Source organism: Bacillus sp. CZDM1 (genome assembly GCF_055502545.1).
The window spans coordinates 379,834-397,081 of the sequence record NZ_JBUESO010000001.1 but is presented as its reverse complement, the minus strand read 5'-3'; the positions used below and the strand labels follow the sequence as shown (position 1 = coordinate 397,081).

Here is a 17,248-nt window from a genome sequence, read left to right as displayed (position 1 = left end):
GGAGAACAAGCACGATGAAGAAAATTAGTACATCCTTCCAGGAAGCGGTCGCGGATATACAAGATGGAGCCACGTTGATGGTCGGCGGTTTTGGTTTGTGCGGAATTCCTGAAAATCTAATCTTAGCGTTGGTAGATAAAGGAGTAAAGGATTTAACTGTCATTTCGAATAACTGCGGAATTGATGATTGGGGCCTTGGGCCGCTTTTGAAAAATAAACAGATTAAGAAAATGATAGGATCCTACGTAGGAGAGAATAAAGAGTTTGAGAGACAGGTTTTAGCAGGCGAGCTTGAAGTAGAACTGACACCACAAGGCACGTTAGCGGAAAAAATAAGAGCAGGCGGTGCGGGAATTCCGGCATTCTATACTCCTGCAGGGGTAGGAACACCGATTGCAGATGGTAAGGAAACAAAGGTCTTTAATGGTAGAGAGTATCTGCTAGAGGAGGCGTTGACTGCTGATTTCAGCCTTGTTCGGGCGTGGAAGGGCGACAAGATGGGAAATCTCGTTTATCACAAAACAGCAAGAAACTTTAATCCAATGATTGCTGCAGCCGGAAAGGTAACGATTGCTGAAGTGGAAACACTCTGTGAAATCGGGGAACTTGATCCGAACTTTATTCACACACCGAGTGTTTACGTTCAGATGATAATAGAAGGCAAGCAGGAAAAAAGGATTGAGCGAATGACAGTTACAAAATAGATTGCTGGAAGGAGAAAGTACCAATGGTCTCAGTTAGAGAGAGAATTGCAATAAGGGCAGAGAAAGAAATCGAAGACGGTTTTTATGTGAACTTAGGAATTGGGATGCCAACGCTGGTAGCTAATTTTATATCCGAAAATAAGCAGGTTGTTCTGCAATCGGAGAATGGATTACTTGGAATTGGTCCTTATCCAACTGTTGAAGAAGTTGACCCTGATTTAATCAATGCCGGAAAAGAAACGGTTACAGCGATTAGCGGGGCATCTTATTTCGATAGTGCTGAATCATTTGCGATGATTCGCGGCGGACACATCAATTTGGCTATCCTAGGAGGCATGGAGGTTTCTGAGAAAGGAGACCTCGCAAACTGGATGATACCTGGTAAAATGATTAAGGGAATGGGCGGTGCGATGGATCTTGTCCATGGAGCTCAGAAAATCATTGTCATTATGGAGCATGTCAACAAGCGCGGCGAATCAAAAATATTAAAAGAATGCACACTGCCGTTAACCGGAAAAGGTGTCGTTCATCGAATTATCACCGAACGGGCGGTAATGGATGTAACTCAATCAGGATTAAGGCTTGTTGAAGTTGCCTCAGGGTATACAGTTGACGATGTTGTAAACTCAACAGAAGCTTCCTTGGCAGTAGATGAAAACGTAGTTCTCGAAGCTTATTAGGAAAGTCCAGCAGGCTGTTAATCATAACAGCCTGTTTTTTCTATTGGCTGTGTTAATACAAATCAACAGCCCAATTTAACACAGCCTTTCAATTATAATGCTATAATACATATGAAATCATGAAACATGGGGGAGTTTAGGATGAAAAAGAAATCGAAACAAAAAAATCAATCTAAACCAAAAAAAGAAGAAACAGCGGTAACGCTTAAAGATATGATCAATCCGGAATTAATCAAACAGTTAAAAGAACAGCAGGACCAGCTCAAGGCAGCGGAAGAGCGTAAGCAAGAAGCAGAAGAGCAACGGAAACGAGAAGAACGCCGTTTAAAAGAGAAAAATAAATCTTTCGAAGAGCTGCTCAACGAGAGCGGCATGAACTGGAAGGAATTTAAATAGGAGACCAAATCGGTCTCCTATTTAACGATGTTCTTTATAAAATGCTGCCTTAGAAAATGTTTTTATCAGAGCTATTTCATCTTCTGTTAAAGACTGGCTATTAATAGCGTGGGAATTAGCTCTTACTTGTTCTGGACTACTGGCTCCGGCAATGACCGAGGCAACAGCAGGTTGTGCCAAATTGTATTGAAGCGCTATTTCAGTAAATGAGCGGTCACCTGCCAGCTTGTCCTTTAGGGCAGGTAAGACATGAAGAAGCTCTTCCTGACTATAGTCTTGATATCCTTTCTGTGACACCTTTTTGAGCATTTTATCGGTTAGAAGTCCTTTTGCGAGAGGACCACGGGTTACTGCACTCACTCCATGCTCATCCAGAAATGGCAAAGCTTCCTCCTCTGCACGGCGGTCCAAAATACTATATTGCATCATCACAGAAACAATATAAGACTTCTTTACATACTCACGAATGACATTTGGGCGTATGGAGGAGATTCCATAATAGCGAATAAGTCCCTCCGCCTTTAATTCTTCAAAAGCCTCTATCACATCATCAATCCGATCCTCAATTGTCCCGCCGTGCAGCTGGTATAGGTCAATATAATCGGTGCCAAGTCGTTTCAAGCTTTGTTTGACTGCTTCCTTAATGTACGATTTGGACGGATCCCAAGACCAGCCTGATTTGTCGGATTTCCAACGGTTTCCAACCTTTGTTGCAATAATTACTTTATCACGAACTTCCTTTAAAGCTGTCCCAACGATTTTTTCATTTTCACCAAAATCATATAAATCTGCAGTGTCAAAATAATTTATTCCCTCTTCCAATGCAGCCTCGATAATCTCTCTAGCTGCTTTCTCCTTTACGCCAATCGACATACAGCCTAAGCCTAATTCCGTAACCCATAAATCTGAGTTTCCCAGTTTTCTCTTTTTCAAAAGTATCACCCCGTCCTTTCTATAATTTTAATAAAGTCCGGGGAAGACTACAAATGGAAAGGCTATTTTGGAGCGATTTTTGCAGCCCATTCAGCAACTGTGGAATAATCCTTATTGTATTCCTTTAGCTTTTGAACAATTTCCCATCCCTTACCAACAAGAATAATTCCCTTTTCATGCACGTATACCTTCATCCCATACCCCTCCAAATAATGTATGGTAAAATGTATGAGCAGCTAGTAACGAAATAGAACAGGAGCTGATATAGATGAGTAATCTTATTGAAAAGACAATACATAGCGAAGAAATTTTTTCAGGTAAAGTCATAAGTCTTCACCTTCAGGATGTTGAGCTTCCAAATGGAAAGCAGTCAAAAAGAGAGATAATTAAACACCCAGGTGCTGTCGCTATTTTGGCTATCACCGACGATAAAAAAATTGTTATGGTAGAGCAATTTCGTAAAGCACTTGAGCGGACGATTGTTGAAATACCAGCAGGAAAGTTAGAACAAGGCGAAGAACCTGCTCTTTGTGCCCGTCGGGAGTTAGAGGAAGAGACAGGGTATGAATGTGAAAGTCTAGAGCTGCTCGTCTCATTCTATACATCACCTGGATTTGCAGATGAGATTGTTCATTTATATGTTGCCGAAGGATTAACGAAGAAAGAAAATGCAGCAGCACTTGATGAAGATGAATTTGTGAACATTGAGGAATTAACACTGGATGAAGCCATTCAGTATATAAAGGAACAAAAAATTTATGATGCTAAAACCGCCTATGCCGTTCAATATTTACAGCTGCAAGAGGCATTAGTAAAAAAATGAACCGCTATTATGTAGATTTACATATTCATATTGGAAGAACCTGGACTGGTAAGCCTGTAAAGATAACAGGTGCGAAATCATTAACGTTTACTAATATTATCGAGCATGCAAGGCATGAAAAAGGTCTGAATATGATTGGAATTATTGACAGCCATTCACCAGAAGTAATCCTTGAAATGGAAAGCCTTGTTTCGAGTGGAGACATATTTGAACATCCAGATGGAGGCTTAGCATTCGGTGATTTAACGATAATCCCCGGTTCCGAGTTAGAAATCTATGACGAACAATGCAATGGTCCGATACATGTTCTTGTGTATTTTCCTACAATTTCTATTATGAGGGAGTTCTCTAATTGGCTGTCTGGGCACTTGAAAAATGTCCAGTTGAGTTCACAGCGGATTTACGCATCAGGTCTCGATTTGCAAAAAAAGGTTAAAGAATTAGGAGGAATCTTTATTCCTGCACATGTGTTTACTCCTTTTAAAAGTCTATATGGTAAAGGTGTCAATACATCGTTAACAGAAGTATTCGATCCAGACCTGATTGATGGGATTGAGCTTGGTTTGAGTTCTAATACCATGATGGCAGACCAGATAAAAGAATTACACAACTATACTTTTGTGACTAATTCCGACGCGCACTCCTTAGCGAAAATTGCCCGCGAATATCAGGTGATATCGATGAAGGAACCATCATTTAAAGAATTAGGAATGGCCTTAAGGAAAGAGGACGGACGACATATTCTAGCGAATTACGGATTAGACCCGCTCCTTGGTAAATATCACAAAACTGTCTGTGCAGAATGTTTACATCCAGCTAGTGAGGACGACCAAATTTGTACTCAATGCGGTAACAAAAAAATCATTAAAGGTGTAGCTGACCGAATTCTGGAGTTAAAGACTGCTGAAAAGAGTCCAGAAGGGCGTCCTCCCTATGTCCATCAAGTCCCGCTAGATTTTATTCCGGGACTAGGACCAAAATTACTCGAAAAACTCGTGAATCATTTTGGTTCTGAAATGGCAATTTTGCATGAAGTACCGTCACAAGCATTAAATGAGGTGGTTCCACCAAAAATTGCTGAATTAATCATGAAAGCAAGAGAAGGTAAAGTTACTTTAGCGGCAGGCGGCGGAGGAAAATACGGCAAAATTGCAGACTAATTTAATATTTCTATTAAAAAACCTGGCAGAGATACTAAATCTGCCAGGTTTTTGATTTTTACGCCCTCTTTTAAAAATGAAAATCTACTAATTTATCGTCATAGAAATACTAGAAAGGCATAAAATGTAATAACTGATTAGGAGAAATAGGAGGGACTGCATATGAAGAAACGATTTTACCAGAACGATGCCGCTAGTTATTTCCGTGAGCATTCCTCAATTTTTTTATTTATTGTCATATTATTTTTAATGGGTGTAATCTTCGGAGCAATTGTTGTGAATAGCATGAGCATTACCCAAAAGGAAGATTTATTTTATTACTTATCACAATTTTTTGGTCAAATTCTTAATGGGAAAGTTGCAGAAAATAATGATTTATTTGCCCAAAGTTTTCTCCATAACAGCAAGTTCATTGGGCTCATTTGGATACTGGGAATTTCGATTATTGGACTGCCGGTGATTCTCATTCTATTATTTATTAAAGGTCTAGTGGTAGGTTTTACAGTTGGTTTCCTCGTTAGTCAATTGGGATTGAAGGGATTTTTACTTGCATTTGTATCCATTCTCCCACAAAATTTGATTATCATTCCCGTTTTCATTTTGATGGCTGCTTTATCGGTAATATTCTCATTGAGAATGATTAAAAAACAATTCTTTAAGACATCAGGACAACCGATCTTACCATTTTTTAAAAACTATATTCTCACCTTCATAGTTGCTGTAGTTCTTATTTCTGCTGCCTCAGGAGTAGAGGCTTATGTATCACCATGGCTGATGAAAACAATGATGGGATCACTTGATTTATAGAGATTATCAGCTAATAATAAATATAATCTGTTGTTTATAATAATTTTATTTTGACACCTCTTTCTCATCTGTTATAATGAGAATAGCAGCGGCGAGGGAGGGACTTCGGTATGGAAACTAGAATTGAGAGAATTAAAAAGCATTTGCATTCGTCAAGTTATAAGCTAACACCTCAACGTGAAGCAACCGTTCGGGTTTTGTTAGAGCATGAAGAGGATCATTTAAGTGCAGAAGATGTATACCTCCTCGTTAAAGAAAAGTCGCCTGAAATTGGATTGGCAACTGTTTATCGTACACTTGAGCTATTAACTGAATTGAAAATTGTAGATAAAATTAACTTTGGTGATGGAGTTTCCCGTTATGACCTTCGCCAAGAAGGGGCAGCACATTTTCATCATCATCTTGTTTGTATTGAATGTGGAGCAGTTGATGAAATTCAAGAAGACCTGCTTGAAGATGTGGAGGCAGTGGTGGAACGCAGATGGAATTTTAAGATTAAAGACCACCGTCTCACATTTCATGGTATTTGCTATCGGTGCCTAGATAAAGGAAAAGCAGAAGAAAAAGCAGAATAATAATCAAAGGTCCTTTTTAATTAAAAGGGGCTTTTTTCATTTCTCTTTCCCAACTCTCATAAAATATATTCGCCAAAACACTACCTTTAGGTATAAAAGGTGGACAAATTGGCATATCTTTTACTAGGATGATTGTTTGGGGGAAGGTAAATGTTCTCTTTTATTAAAGTAGTACTACAAACCTTAAAGGTTTTTATCATATTCACCGGGTGCACGATACTCTTTTATTATGGTATTATGTGGGTAAATGAGGAGTACCAAAATTACCATCGTTATGATTCACCAGAAGGCTCTGCATTAAAGGTTTCCACACTAAATAAGGATGAGAATCCTTTCTGGCTGGATCGGCTGATTTTGTTTTACTTAAATGGGGAGTAGTATTCAATGGATGAATATTTGAAAAGTTTTATGCAGTTTTTACTGGTAGATAAGAGGGTGGCAAAGAATACGCTGCTATCATATGAACGAGATTTGAAAAACTATCTTCGCTACTTAATAAACGTTGAAGCAATTGAAACTTTAAATCATGTACAGAGGGTTCATATAGTTCAATTCTTAAATTTTTTAAAGGAGCAAGGGAAATCTCCGAAAACCTTGGCTAGGCATGTGGCTTCCATACGCGCTTTCCATCAATTTTTATTACGTACACATGCTGCGAATCAGGATCCATCAATCTTTATTGAGATTCCTAAGTCAGAAAGGTCAATACCGAAAGTTTTAAGTTTAGAGGAAGTAGAAAAACTTTTAGATATATCTAATGGACAAGGGAATTTTGCATTAAGGGATAAGGCAATGCTAGAGATCCTTTATGCTACAGGTATTCGTGTCAGTGAACTTATTCATATTGATGTAGAACATGTTAATTTAACAATGGGTTTCGTCTCTGTCATCGGAAAAAGCAATAAAGAGCGAATTATCCCTGTTGGAGGACCAGCAGCAGTAGCATTAAAAAGGTACCTTGAGTATGGAAGACCAAATTTTCTACTGGAGAATCGTACGGAAGATTCATTATTTCTAAACCACCATGGAAAGCGGCTATCGCGTCAAGGATTTTGGAAGATTTTAAAAAAACTTGCAAATGATGCTGGCATTAAGAATGAGTTAACACCGCATACACTCCGTCATTCATTTGCGACACATCTTTTACAAAATGGTGCAGATATTAAAGCAGTCCAAGAAATGCTGGGACATGCTGATATTTCTACTACGCAAATTTACACGCAGTTCTCGAAGACGAGGTTAAAGGATGTATATAGTAAATTCCACCCAAGGGCTTAATAGGATTCTAGTTTCATAAGAACTTAAAATGTCGGAAAGCTGCCATATTTATGTGCAGCTTTTTCTTGTAATTTTACTAGAGTTTAGTAAAATATAGAGGTCAGACTTCTGACGTTAATTTTTTAAGAGTGTAAATAATCCTATTTTAATAAGGGTAATCTATTTTTATTAATGAGCAAGGTTATTTTAGAAAAAGGAGGAAGACTAGAATGGCATTAAATACATATAAACGAATATTTTTAATTGTGATGGACTCTGTTGGGATTGGTGAATCACCTGACGCAGAAAAGTTCGGTGATCTAGGTGCAGATACCCTTGGGCATATTGCTGAAAGAATGAACGGTCTCATTATGCCCAACATGGGAAAATTAGGTTTAAGTAATATTCGAGAAATCAAGGGGATTGAAAAAACTGAAAAGCCCTTGGCCTACTATACTAAAATGATGGAGGCCTCTAACGGAAAGGACACCATGACAGGGCACTGGGAGATTATGGGATTGAATATCCAAACACCTTTCCGAGTATTCCCTGATGGTTTCCCTGAAGAACTTCTTTCCGATTTGGAAGAACGTACGGGAAGAAAGATAATTGGCAATAAACCTGCTAGTGGAACAGAAATTCTTGATGAGCTTGGGGAAGAGCATATGAAAACGGGAGCATTGATTGTCTATACTTCTGCAGATTCTGTACTCCAAATTGCAGCACATGAAGAAATTGTTCCAATTGAGGAGCAATATAAAATATGTAAAATCGCACGCGAGTTAACCCTTGATGAAAAATACATGGTCGGCCGTGTTATTGCTCGTCCATTCTTGGGTGAACCAGGCAAATTTAAGAGAACAGCTAATCGTCATGACTATGCATTAAAACCATTTGATAGAACGGTTATGAGTGAGATGAAAGATGCAGGTTTAGATGTAATTGCGATCGGGAAAATCTCAGATATTTATGATGGAGAAGGAGTTACCCAGTCTCTAAGAACAATTTCTAATATGGATGGTATGGATAAGCTAGTACAAACACTGGATATGGATTTTACGGGTATGAGCTTCTTAAATTTAGTTGATTTTGATGCACTTTATGGACATCGCCGCGATCCAGAAGGCTATGGAAAAGCACTTGAAGAATATGATGCCCGATTACCAGAAGTGTTTGCTAAGTTAAAAGATGATGATCTATTAATCATTACAGCGGACCACGGAAATGATCCAGTAGCACCAGGAACGGATCACACACGTGAATATGTACCATTAATTGTTTATTCAAAGAAAATGGCAGAAGGCAAAGAACTTCCTATTCGTGAAACCTTCGCTGATATTGGGGCAACAGTTGCAGATAACTTTAAAGTGAAAATGCCTAACTTCGGAAAAAGCTTTTTAAATGAACTAAAATAAAAGGGGTATGAATATGAATATCGAAAAAATTCAAAATGCAGCAGACTTTTTAAAAGAGAAATATTCAAATACACCAAAAATCGGACTTATCTTAGGCTCTGGTCTTGGTGTTCTAGCTGATGAAATTGAGAATCCTGTTAAGATACCATACAATGAGATACCTGATTTTCCAATTTCAACTGTTGAAGGTCATGCCGGACAGCTTGTTTTTGGAATATTAGAGGGTGTAGAAGTGGTTGCGATGCAAGGTCGTTTCCATTTTTATGAAGGGTACGGTATGGACAAAGTAACCTTCCCTGTACGAGTGATGAAAGAATTAGGTGTGGACATGTTAATCGTAACGAATGCTGCGGGCGGTGTTAATGAAAGCTTCGAAGCGGGAGATCTTATGATTATTAGTGATCATATTAATTTTACAGGTGCTAATCCTTTAATAGGTCCAAATGATTCAAAATTTGGTCCCCGATTCCCTGATATGTCAGAAGCCTATACAAAAGAATTGCGGAATGCAGCGAAAGAGATTGCTGCCCGCTTAAATATTAATATAAAAGAAGGCGTATATTTCGGATTTTCGGGACCAGTCTATGAAACTCCAGCAGAAATTAGAATGGTTAGAACACTAGGAGGAGACGCTGTTGGTATGTCAACAGTACCTGAAGTGATTGTTGCCCGCCATGGCGGGATGAAGGTCCTTGGAATTTCTTGTATTACGAATATGGCTGCAGGTATTCTAGACCAGCCTTTATCACATGAAGAAGTTATTGAAACAACAGAAAGAGTAAAAGCTAATTTTCTATTATATATAAAAGAAATTGTTAAAAGCATAGCTAAATAATCTTGTAAAAGTGGTGATTAGTATGAGAATGGTTGACTTAATTGAGAAAAAAAGAGATGGACTTGAACTAACTACAGAAGAAATAAAATATATTATCAATGGTTACACAGATGGTTCTATACCAGATTATCAGGTTAGTGCTCTAACGATGGCAATCTTTTTTCAAGGGATGACAGAAAAAGAAAGAGCGGATTTAACGATGGCAATGGTTGAATCTGGTGATCAAATTGATTTATCACAAATCGAAGGGATTAAAGTAGATAAGCATTCAACTGGCGGAGTAGGGGATACAACAACACTTGTACTTGGCCCGCTTGTTGCAGCGCTAGATGTACCGGTTGCAAAAATGTCAGGGCGCGGTTTAGGACACACCGGAGGAACGATTGATAAATTAGAAGCAGTAAAAGGCTTTCATGTTGAAATCGAGAACGAGGAATTCATTAATTTAGTTAACAAAAACAAAATTGCCGTAATTGGGCAAAGTGGTAACTTAACACCTGCTGATAAAAAGTTATATGCGTTAAGAGATGTAACAGCAACCGTAAATAGTATTCCATTAATTGCAGGCTCAATCATGAGCAAAAAAATCGCAGCTGGTGCTGATGCCATTGTTCTAGATGTAAAAACGGGTGCTGGTGCCTTCATGAAGACAATTGATGACTCAAGAGAACTGGCGAAAGCAATGGTAGGTATCGGAAACAATGTTGGAAGACGAACGATGGCAGTTATTTCTGACATGAGTCAGCCGCTCGGATTTGCGATTGGAAATGCACTTGAAGTGAAGGAAGCGATTGATACCTTAAAGGGTGAAGGTCCGGAGGACTTAACAGAGCTTTGTTTAACGCTGGGGAGTCACATGGTTTACTTAGCAGAAAAGGCAAGTTCTTTAGCAGAAGCACGCACGATGCTTGAACAGGTCATTAAAGATGGCTCCGCACTTGAAAAGTTTAAAGTCTTCCTGAGCTCACAAGGTGGAGATGCATCAATTGTTGATGATCCTTCAAAAATGCCGCAAGCTCAATTTACATTCGAGCTGGAGGCGAAAGAAGATGGTTATGTTTCTGAAATTGTTGCGGATGAAGTAGGAACAGCTGCAATGAAATTAGGAGCAGGAAGAGCGACAAAAGATTCCATAATTGATTTAGCTGTAGGTCTTGTTTTAAGAAAGAAAATCGGCGATCAAGTAAAAAAAGGTGAATCGTTAGTAACAATATACAGTAATTTTGAAGATGTAAGTGAAGTAAAAGCAATGCTTTATGAAAATATTATCGTTTCTTCTGAAAAAGTTGAGGCGCCAATCTTAATTCATGAAGAAATAACAGAATAGAGCCTATGAGTAGAGGTCCAGGAAAATATCCTGGGCCTTTTTATTTTATTGTAAGGAAAATATTGTATAAAGTTGGTGGATTTGGAAAAAATGGAATCTATATAAAGAATGGAGGGTTATGCGAATGAAACGATATATTTCTTTACTAGTAATAGCCTTGTTACTTACAAGTTTATGGATTCCATCTGTATCAGCAGAAGAAAAAACGAGTACCGATATAACAGATAATGTAAGATCCGCTATTTTAATTGAGCGTGACACGGGTCAAATTCTTTATGAGAAAAATAGTAATGAGGAGCTCCCGCCTGCAAGCATGACAAAAATTATGACCATGCTTCTAATTATGGAAGCAATTGATCAAGGAAAACTCAAATGGGATGAAAGTGTCCGAACTAGTGAATATGCTGCCTCAATGGGGGGGTCGCAAATCTTCCTTGAACCTGGAGAAGAAATGACGGTAAAGCAAATGCTCCAAGGTATTGCGATTGGCTCTGGAAATGACGCATCGGTAGCTATGGCCGAGAAAATTGCTGGATCAGAAGAAGCCTTTGTTGACATGATGAATAACAAAGTAAAAGAACTTGGTTTAAAGAATACGATTTTTAAAAATACTACTGGTCTTCCTGGAAGCGGTCATTATAGTTCTGCACACGATATGGCGGTAATGGCCAAGGAGCTATTAAAATATGAAGACATAACAAAGTTTACTGGAATGTATGAAGCGTATCTTCGTGAGAATACGGATAAAAAATTCTGGCTTGTTAATACCAATAAATTAGTTCGCTTTTACCCAGGAGTAGATGGATTAAAGACAGGATTCACTGCTGAAGCGAAGTATTGTTTGACAGCAACCGCACAAAAGGATGGTATGCGAGTCATAGCTGTTGTATTTGGAGCACCGACTTCAAAAGAAAGAAATGCCCAAGTGACAAAGATGCTAAATTATGCGTTTGCCCAATACCAAACGCACCCAATGTTCAAGCGAAATGAAGTAATTGGCAACGCTCATGTTAACAAAGGGAAAGACAAGAAAGTTGAGGCCGTAACAAGTGAACCTCTTTCTTTACTTACAAAAAAAGGTGAAAAAACAGAGGATGTTAAACAAAAAGTTACACTTGATAAAAACCTAAACGCTCCCATTCAAAAAGGAGATAAGGTTGGAAGTATTCAACTTGTGAAAGATGGAAAAGTAGTGCTTGAAAGTGAGTTAGTTGCGAAAAACAACGTAAAAGAAGCAACCTGGTGGACGCTTTATAAACGTTCATTCGGTATGTTCACAAAAGCAGGAAAATAGTATAACTAATTGTCGAAACTTAACTTTTTTTAGCAAATAACAACTAGTTTTGTCTTGATAGAAGGAGATTGCTCTAACGGTAACGAATTGACTCACTATACCAGATGAAGGAGGCTAGGGATAGTGAGTCTTAACATTGAAATGGAAATAAAACATGATGTTTTATTGCTGCGATTAAGCGGCGAGCTCGATCATCATACAGCGGACGAATTACGAGAACAAGCTGCTAGTGCAATTGAAAAAAATGATATTCGTCATATAGTTTTGAATCTAGAACAGCTTTCTTTTATGGACAGCTCTGGGTTAGGTGTCATTTTAGGGCGGTATAAGCAAATCAAGCAGGTGCATGGTGAAATGGTCGTTTGTGCGATTTCCCCAGCAATACAACGATTATTCGATATGTCGGGGATGTTTAAAATTATCAAGCTGGAACCGACTGAAGAGTTTGCATTGCAAAGATTGGGGGTGGCCTGAGTGAAGAATTCAATGAATCTTCAATTCAGTGCTTTAAGTCAAAATGAATCATTTGCCCGTGTCACGGTTGCTGCATTTATTGCACAGCTTGACCCTACAATGGATGAACTGACTGAAATCAAAACTGTTGTTTCTGAAGCAGTAACTAACTCTATTATACATGGTTATGAAAATGACCCTGACGGAATTGTTTATATCCAGGTAACCATTGAAGATAATGTAGTGGATATTTCGATTAAAGATGTCGGACAAGGTATTGTAGATGTGGAGGAAGCTCGACAGCCATTATTTACAACGAAACCAGATTTAGAAAGATCTGGTATGGGATTCACTATCATGGAAAATTTCATGGATGAGGTTGAGGTTCTCACACAGCCAGGTAAAGGAACCGAAGTAAGACTAAAAAAGCATTTACACACAAGCAAAATGCTATGCAATTAAGGAGACTTGCCAATGGATGTGGAGGTCAAAAAAGATAAAGCGCAAACGTATTTAAAGGACCATGAAGTTAAGGAACTTATTAAGAAAAGCCAAGACGGAGACCAAGCGGCAAGAGACCTTATTGCTGAAAAAAATATGCGTCTTGTTTGGTCCGTTGTCCAGCGGTTTCTAAATAGGGGATATGATCCAGATGATCTTTTTCAAATTGGATGTATCGGACTGCTGAAATCTGTAGATAAGTTTGATCTTTCCTATGATGTGAAATTTTCTACCTATGCGGTTCCAATGATTATTGGTGAAATACAAAGATTCATACGTGATGATGGGACGGTAAAGGTTAGCCGTTCATTAAAGGAAATGGGCAACCGAATTAGAAAAGCGAAGGATGAATTATCGAAAACGTATGGAAGAATTCCAACGGTTAACGAGATTTCAGCGCATCTTCAGCTTTCACCAGAGGATGTTATTCTAGCCCAAGAGGCAAGTAGGACGCCATCTTCGATTCACGAGACAGTATATGAAAATGATGGAGACCCTATTACATTATTAGATCAGATTGATGACGGAAATGAAGGCAAATGGTTCGATAAAATTGCCTTAAAAGAAGCGATTCGAGAATTGGACGAACGTGAGCGGCTCATTGTCTATTTACGTTATTATAAGGATCAAACGCAATCGGAAGTAGCGGTGAGACTGGGAATTTCTCAGGTGCAAGTGTCAAGACTCGAAAAAAAAATATTGCAGCAAATGAAAGACCGAATGGATCTCTGATGATCCATTCGGTCTTTTTTTAGTAAAAATATAATTTTTGCTCATACTAGATATACAAGGAAATCATTGTGTGGGGAGTGAATGTTTTGGAAAAAACAGTCTACATCCGCATGCGGAATCGTGTTATGGCAAAACCGGAGGAAAGTATCTATTTAATGGATATAGCTCAGATTATTGCTCCAGAAACAGTAATCGCTGAATTGAAAAAACTAAAAGTCCATCAAATATCCGAAAAGGACAAAAACATTATCATCATTGATGTGATGAAAGTAATTAGATTGATTTCAAGTTTAATCGAGGATGTAGAAGTTCAAACCATTGGACCAGCACAAACGATTATAGAAGTGATAATAAAGAAAAGACAAATGTCGCTTCCTTTTTTTATCTTAATCTGGTTTTTATTATTTTTTGGTTCAGCTATGGCCATTATGAATTTTCATGACGATGTCAGTATGCGAAGTGTTCAAGAAAAGTTATACAGAATTATTACTGGAGTGGAAGATTCTAAGCCATGGATATTTCAAATTCCTTACTCCATTGGGTTAGGTCTTGGAATGATTTTATTCTTTAATCACGTATTTCAAAAAAGGATTAACGAAGAACCCAGTCCCCTGGAAGTAGAGATGTTTAACTATCAAATGGATTTAGATAACTATGTGATCATTCATGAAAACAAGGAAAGTATGAAAGAGACTAATGACAATTAAAGTGATAGCAGTTATGTTTATTGGATTTGCAGGTGGATTAGCAGTTGGTTCAGGTTTTGTAGCTTTCCTAACAGTACTTGGAATCATCCCGAGGCTGACACAGTTATCGAAAACCATGAAAATGATACGACACTATGAATGGGCGGTTGTTATGGGGGCTTTAACGGGTGTAGCTGGGAGCTTGAGAGATCCAATTTTAGGCTTATCTCCATACTTTATGCTGCCTCTTGGGTTAGTCGGAGGTGTCTTTGTTGGAATGCTAGCCGCAGGGCTCACAGAGGCTTTAAATGTATTTCCTGTTCTTGCAAAGAGGTTAGGGATTGATGGGAAAATTATCATCCTAATAATGGCGATTGTATTAGGAAAAATAGCGGGGTCAATTTTTCAATGGGTCTATTTTGTTCATCATTAACGTCGGGCAGTGTCTAGCTCTAGGCGCCTTCTGCATTTCAATTTGAAAGGACATCCAAGAATGAGTATTCGCAGGCGGGTTATATTAATTACTGATGGTGATGAGTATGCAAAGAGGGCAGTAGAGTGTGTCGCCCATGAAGTAGGCGGGCGTTGTATTACACAGTCCCATGGGAATCCTTCTGCTCTGACAGGGGAGGAACTTGTAAAATTAATTAAAAAGGCAGCAAATGACCCAGTATTAGTAATGTTTGATGACAGCGGACTTGTTGGGGAAGGTGCAGGTGAACGAGCGTTGAAATATGTCGCCGCCCATAAGGATATTGAAGTTTTGGGTATTATTGCTGTTGCTGCAAAAACCCATCAGGCAGAGTGGACAAGAATAGATGTAAGTTTCGATCGAGATGGTGAATTAACTCCTTATGGTGTAGATAAACATGGAATACCAGAGCTTGAGATTGGAAGATTAAATGGAGATACCGTTTACTGTCTTGATGAACTAGATGTACCAATTATTGTCGGAATCGGTGATGTTGGTAAAATGGCGCGGCGTGATAGCTATGAACTTGGAGCACCAATTACGAAAAAGGCGGTAGAGCTAATACTCGAAAGGAGTGGATATCGTGACGAGAGAGAACGAAATAAAATGGCCGATTCCTGAATCGCTAGAAGAAATAGAACAATACATGAAACAGCGAGTTGGTTTAGGAGTAAGTTTTGACTTTGGGGTTCGAAAGTTAAAAATTCTGAAAAAAGATGTGCACTTTTACTGGATAACTGGTTTATGTGATACTCAATTTATTATTGAAACAGTAGAAGAATTAGTACGCATAAACGATCATGAGAAATTGTCTGCTGATTTATTTAAAATAGTCGAAAACAGACTTGTCAATCAATCTGTTAGTCCAATTAAAACACTTGATGAGATGGTCACCCAATTTTTATCTGGACTAATTGTTGTGGTAGTGGAGGGAGCAGATACTGCTTTTGCTGTTGATGTCAGAAGCTATCCTGGCCGTTCACCACAAGAACCAGATACAGAAAAAGTAGTTAGAGGTTCACGGGACGGGTTTGTAGAAAATATTGTTATCAATACTGCATTAACAAGAAGAAGAATACGTGATGAACGACTGCGCTTTGAGATTCTAAAGGTTGGTGAACGTTCAAAAACAGATATAGCCATTGGCTACATAAATGATATTGCAGATCCAGACTTAGTTAATATTCTTCGTAAAGAGCTTAAGTCCATTAAAATCGATGGAATTCCGATGGCCGATAAAACAATAGAAGAGTTTATTTTAAAACAAGGTTTTAATCCTTATCCGTTGGTAAGATACACAGAACGTGCCGATGTCGCTGCTGCACATCTTTTAGAAGGGCATGTGGTTATATATGTTGATACCTCACCAAGTGTAATCATTGCACCAACCACCTATTTCCATCATGTACAACACGCTGAGGAGTTCCGTGAAGCGCCTATAATGGGGACCTTCGTCCGCTGGTCTAGGTTTTTAGGTATTCTAACATCAATATTTTTACTTCCGTTATGGCTGTTGTTTGTATTAGAACCGTCCTTGCTGCCAGATAAGCTCTCGTATATCGGACCAAATGAACAAACGAATATACCAGTGGTGTTTCAAATATTACTAGCTGATTTTGGTCTTGAATTTTTAAAGATTGCAGCCATACATACACCAACTCCCCTATCAACCGCTATGGGGTTGATTGCGGCGGTATTGATTGGTCAGATTGCTATTGAAGTTGGTTTGTTTGTTCCTGAAGTGATTCTATATGTTGCGGTGGCAGGTATCGGTTCATTTACCACCCCAAGTTATGAGTTAAGTGTAGCAAATAAAATTGGCCGAATCGTTCTAGTAATTCTAGTATCAATTTTCCATACACCAGGCTTTGTTATTGGTTCCACCTTGCTGTTTATTCATCTAGTAACAACACGCACTTTAAATACACCGTATTTTTGGCCATTTCTTCCCTTCGAACCAAAGGGATTCTTGCAAATTATTTTCCGACGTGCAATTCCAGGGTCAATCCTTCGTCCAAGCATTGTGCATCCGAGGAATCGCTACCGTCAGCCGCCGGATGGAGAATAAGTTATTGCGGAAAAGATTTGGTTATGCTAAAGTATTTTTAATTATCTAAAAGGATAAAAATAGGCAGTATCCTTTGTGGATTCTGTCTATTTAGTTATTACTTTTTTAAGCACGTACCATAGACTAATAA

At 38.5% G+C, this 17,248-nt stretch carries 22 protein-coding genes; 20 read left to right on the top strand and 2 right to left on the bottom strand.

Going from position 1 to position 17,248, the window contains the following annotated elements; translation table 11 throughout:
- The first annotated feature begins 14 nt into the window (after window positions 1–14).
- The 3 genes from ACY3XC_RS02160 to ACY3XC_RS02150 all read left to right on the top strand — a co-directional run bounded on the left by ACY3XC_RS02160 (window position 15) and on the right by ACY3XC_RS02150 (window position 1,780).
- Window positions 15–704, top strand: coding sequence for a CoA transferase subunit A (locus tag ACY3XC_RS02160; RefSeq protein ID WP_179157009.1), 690 nt, complete (start codon window positions 15–17; stop codon window positions 702–704).
- A 23-nt stretch (window positions 705–727) separates the two neighbouring features.
- The gene (locus ACY3XC_RS02155; RefSeq protein ID WP_464867093.1) at window positions 728–1,384 is read left to right on the top strand and encodes a 3-oxoacid CoA-transferase subunit B; all 657 of its coding nucleotides are present in this window, start codon (window positions 728–730) and stop codon (window positions 1,382–1,384) included.
- 141 nt (window positions 1,385–1,525) lie between these two features.
- Window positions 1,526–1,780 (top strand): YqkE family protein, encoded by a 255-nt coding sequence (locus ACY3XC_RS02150; protein ID WP_464867092.1) that lies wholly within the window; start codon window positions 1,526–1,528, stop codon window positions 1,778–1,780.
- Between the two features lie 21 nt (window positions 1,781–1,801).
- Here the strand turns inward: ACY3XC_RS02150 and ACY3XC_RS02145 are convergent, their stop codons facing one another.
- Window positions 1,802–2,713 (bottom strand): aldo/keto reductase, encoded by a 912-nt coding sequence (locus ACY3XC_RS02145; protein ID WP_464867091.1) that lies wholly within the window; start codon window positions 2,711–2,713, stop codon window positions 1,802–1,804.
- 62 nt (window positions 2,714–2,775) lie between these two features.
- Window positions 2,776–2,907 carry a Z-ring formation inhibitor MciZ gene (mciZ, locus tag ACY3XC_RS02140; protein ID WP_464867090.1) on the bottom strand — a complete coding sequence of 44 codons (132 nt, stop codon included), beginning with the start codon at window positions 2,905–2,907 and terminating at the stop codon, window positions 2,776–2,778.
- A gap of 74 nt (window positions 2,908–2,981) precedes the next feature.
- Here mciZ and ACY3XC_RS02135 point away from each other — a divergent pair, with 74 nt between their 5' ends.
- The 17 genes from ACY3XC_RS02135 (at window position 2,982) to ACY3XC_RS02055 (ending at window position 17,118) form a co-directional block, all read left to right on the top strand.
- Entirely contained in the window at window positions 2,982–3,536 is a 555-nt protein-coding gene (locus ACY3XC_RS02135) for an NUDIX hydrolase (RefSeq protein ID WP_464867089.1), read from the top strand.
- Entirely contained in the window at window positions 3,533–4,696 is a 1,164-nt protein-coding gene (locus tag ACY3XC_RS02130) for an endonuclease Q family protein (protein WP_464867088.1), read from the top strand. Before ACY3XC_RS02135 ends, ACY3XC_RS02130 begins: the two co-directional genes overlap by 4 nt.
- A 162-nt stretch (window positions 4,697–4,858) precedes the next feature.
- Window positions 4,859–5,503: a stage II sporulation protein M gene (gene spoIIM / locus ACY3XC_RS02125; protein WP_464867087.1), complete on the top strand. Its 645-nt coding sequence runs from the start codon at window positions 4,859–4,861 to the stop codon at window positions 5,501–5,503.
- A gap of 110 nt (window positions 5,504–5,613) precedes the next feature.
- Window positions 5,614–6,078 (top strand): ferric iron uptake transcriptional regulator, encoded by a 465-nt coding sequence (gene fur / locus ACY3XC_RS02120; protein ID WP_464867086.1) that lies wholly within the window; start codon window positions 5,614–5,616, stop codon window positions 6,076–6,078.
- A gap of 150 nt (window positions 6,079–6,228) precedes the next feature.
- Window positions 6,229–6,456, top strand: a complete 228-nt coding sequence (locus ACY3XC_RS02115; RefSeq protein ID WP_179157000.1) for a YqzK family protein — start codon at window positions 6,229–6,231, stop codon at window positions 6,454–6,456.
- Window positions 6,457–6,462: 6 nt separating this feature from the next.
- Window positions 6,463–7,356: a site-specific tyrosine recombinase XerD gene (gene xerD, locus ACY3XC_RS02110; protein WP_464867085.1), complete on the top strand. Its 894-nt coding sequence runs from the start codon at window positions 6,463–6,465 to the stop codon at window positions 7,354–7,356.
- Between the two features lie 209 nt (window positions 7,357–7,565).
- The gene (deoB, locus tag ACY3XC_RS02105; RefSeq protein ID WP_464867084.1) at window positions 7,566–8,750 is read left to right on the top strand and encodes a phosphopentomutase; all 1,185 of its coding nucleotides are present in this window, start codon (window positions 7,566–7,568) and stop codon (window positions 8,748–8,750) included.
- A 13-nt stretch (window positions 8,751–8,763) separates the two neighbouring features.
- A complete protein-coding gene (locus tag ACY3XC_RS02100; protein WP_179156997.1) occupies window positions 8,764–9,585 on the top strand; it encodes a purine-nucleoside phosphorylase in 822 nt (273 codons plus the stop codon).
- Between the two features lie 22 nt (window positions 9,586–9,607).
- A complete protein-coding gene (locus tag ACY3XC_RS02095) occupies window positions 9,608–10,912 on the top strand; it encodes a pyrimidine-nucleoside phosphorylase (RefSeq protein ID WP_464867083.1) in 1,305 nt (434 codons plus the stop codon).
- A gap of 124 nt (window positions 10,913–11,036) precedes the next feature.
- Entirely contained in the window at window positions 11,037–12,206 is a 1,170-nt protein-coding gene (locus ACY3XC_RS02090) for a D-alanyl-D-alanine carboxypeptidase family protein (protein WP_464867082.1), read from the top strand.
- A 123-nt stretch (window positions 12,207–12,329) separates the two neighbouring features.
- The gene (gene spoIIAA / locus ACY3XC_RS02085) at window positions 12,330–12,680 is read left to right on the top strand and encodes an anti-sigma F factor antagonist (protein ID WP_045517427.1); all 351 of its coding nucleotides are present in this window, start codon (window positions 12,330–12,332) and stop codon (window positions 12,678–12,680) included.
- A complete protein-coding gene (spoIIAB, locus tag ACY3XC_RS02080; protein WP_179156994.1) occupies window positions 12,681–13,121 on the top strand; it encodes an anti-sigma F factor in 441 nt (146 codons plus the stop codon).
- A 12-nt stretch (window positions 13,122–13,133) separates the two neighbouring features.
- Complete coding sequence (sigF, locus tag ACY3XC_RS02075; RefSeq protein WP_179156993.1) at window positions 13,134–13,892, top strand: RNA polymerase sporulation sigma factor SigF; 759 nt, start codon at window positions 13,134–13,136, stop codon at window positions 13,890–13,892.
- A gap of 86 nt (window positions 13,893–13,978) precedes the next feature.
- Complete coding sequence (locus ACY3XC_RS02070) at window positions 13,979–14,599, top strand: stage V sporulation protein AA (protein WP_464867081.1); 621 nt, start codon at window positions 13,979–13,981, stop codon at window positions 14,597–14,599.
- Window positions 14,589–15,011, top strand: coding sequence for a stage V sporulation protein AB (locus tag ACY3XC_RS02065; protein WP_464867080.1), 423 nt, complete (start codon window positions 14,589–14,591; stop codon window positions 15,009–15,011). Before ACY3XC_RS02070 ends, ACY3XC_RS02065 begins: the two co-directional genes overlap by 11 nt.
- 60 nt (window positions 15,012–15,071) lie before the next feature.
- Entirely contained in the window at window positions 15,072–15,671 is a 600-nt protein-coding gene (spoVAEA, locus tag ACY3XC_RS02060; RefSeq protein ID WP_464867079.1) for a stage V sporulation protein SpoVABEA, read from the top strand.
- The gene (locus ACY3XC_RS02055; protein ID WP_464867078.1) at window positions 15,634–17,118 is read left to right on the top strand and encodes a spore germination protein; all 1,485 of its coding nucleotides are present in this window, start codon (window positions 15,634–15,636) and stop codon (window positions 17,116–17,118) included. Before spoVAEA ends, ACY3XC_RS02055 begins: the two co-directional genes overlap by 38 nt.
- Window positions 17,119–17,248 lie beyond the last annotated feature (130 nt).

Excerpts from the sequence above, each read along its gene's own strand:
- ACY3XC_RS02065 (WP_464867080.1), top strand. The coding sequence starts at position 14,589 with ATGACAATTAAAGTGATAGCAGTTATGTTTATTGGATTTGCAGGTGGA.
- fur (WP_464867086.1), top strand. The coding sequence starts at position 5,614 with ATGGAAACTAGAATTGAGAGAATTAAAAAGCATTTGCATTCGTCAAGT.
- ACY3XC_RS02155 (WP_464867093.1), top strand. The coding sequence starts at position 728 with ATGGTCTCAGTTAGAGAGAGAATTGCAATAAGGGCAGAGAAAGAAATC.
- deoB (WP_464867084.1), top strand. The coding sequence starts at position 7,566 with ATGGCATTAAATACATATAAACGAATATTTTTAATTGTGATGGACTCT.
- ACY3XC_RS02135 (WP_464867089.1), top strand. The coding sequence starts at position 2,982 with ATGAGTAATCTTATTGAAAAGACAATACATAGCGAAGAAATTTTTTCA.
- xerD (WP_464867085.1), top strand. The coding sequence starts at position 6,463 with ATGGATGAATATTTGAAAAGTTTTATGCAGTTTTTACTGGTAGATAAG.
- ACY3XC_RS02100 (WP_179156997.1), top strand. The coding sequence starts at position 8,764 with ATGAATATCGAAAAAATTCAAAATGCAGCAGACTTTTTAAAAGAGAAA.
- ACY3XC_RS02150 (WP_464867092.1), top strand. The coding sequence starts at position 1,526 with ATGAAAAAGAAATCGAAACAAAAAAATCAATCTAAACCAAAAAAAGAA.
- sigF (WP_179156993.1), top strand. The coding sequence starts at position 13,134 with ATGGATGTGGAGGTCAAAAAAGATAAAGCGCAAACGTATTTAAAGGAC.
- ACY3XC_RS02115 (WP_179157000.1), top strand. The coding sequence starts at position 6,229 with ATGTTCTCTTTTATTAAAGTAGTACTACAAACCTTAAAGGTTTTTATC.
- ACY3XC_RS02130 (WP_464867088.1), top strand. The coding sequence starts at position 3,533 with ATGAACCGCTATTATGTAGATTTACATATTCATATTGGAAGAACCTGG.
- ACY3XC_RS02090 (WP_464867082.1), top strand. The coding sequence starts at position 11,037 with ATGAAACGATATATTTCTTTACTAGTAATAGCCTTGTTACTTACAAGT.
- ACY3XC_RS02160 (WP_179157009.1), top strand. The coding sequence starts at position 15 with ATGAAGAAAATTAGTACATCCTTCCAGGAAGCGGTCGCGGATATACAA.
- mciZ (WP_464867090.1), bottom strand. The coding sequence starts at position 2,907 with ATGAAGGTATACGTGCATGAAAAGGGAATTATTCTTGTTGGTAAGGGA.
- spoVAEA (WP_464867079.1), top strand. The coding sequence starts at position 15,072 with ATGAGTATTCGCAGGCGGGTTATATTAATTACTGATGGTGATGAGTAT.
- spoIIM (WP_464867087.1), top strand. The coding sequence starts at position 4,859 with ATGAAGAAACGATTTTACCAGAACGATGCCGCTAGTTATTTCCGTGAG.
- ACY3XC_RS02095 (WP_464867083.1), top strand. The coding sequence starts at position 9,608 with ATGAGAATGGTTGACTTAATTGAGAAAAAAAGAGATGGACTTGAACTA.